A 461-nucleotide genomic window follows, 5' to 3' on the forward strand; every position below is an offset into this window, starting at 1 on the left:
CGGGACCGATGAATGAAATGGTGGTAATGGGTGTATTGGCTATCCGTCTGCAAGGTTTGAACAAGACACTGGAATGGGACGGCGCCAATATGTGCTTCACCAATATCGGTGATAATGAAACACTCAGAACCTGCATTAAGGACGGATTTACGATTCATGATGGTCACCCGTCATTCAACAAGACCTGGACAGATCCGATCAACGCGAAACAATTCGCAGCCGAACTGGTGAAACATAACTATCGCGAAGGATGGAAGTTGCCTGATATGCCACGATAACACGATAAAAGTAAGTTAAGAATTAAAGATTAAAAATTAAATAGTTATTATTATGAAGAAAGTATTTTATCCATTAGCTTGTTGTCTTGCAGCGGGAGTTTTAGTTTCCTGCAGCGGTCAGAAGAAATCCGGGAGTGCTCAGGAAGAGCAATCGGCAAACGAAGTAGCATTATCATATTCAAA

At 41.9% G+C, this 461-nt stretch carries 2 pseudogenes; both read left to right on the plus strand.

Features of this window, described 5'->3' with window-relative positions:
• Positions 1-278, plus strand: a pseudogene (locus KTR07_RS28215) (gfo/Idh/MocA family oxidoreductase); the annotation flags it as partial.
• A gap of 52 nt (positions 279-330) precedes the next feature.
• A pseudogene (locus KTR07_RS28220) lies at positions 331-461 on the plus strand (DUF1080 domain-containing protein); the annotation flags it as partial.

The sequence above is a fragment of the Bacteroides sp. MSK.20.82 genome (assembly GCF_019052485.1).
GTDB lineage: Bacteria > Bacteroidota > Bacteroidia > Bacteroidales > Bacteroidaceae > Bacteroides > Bacteroides thetaiotaomicron.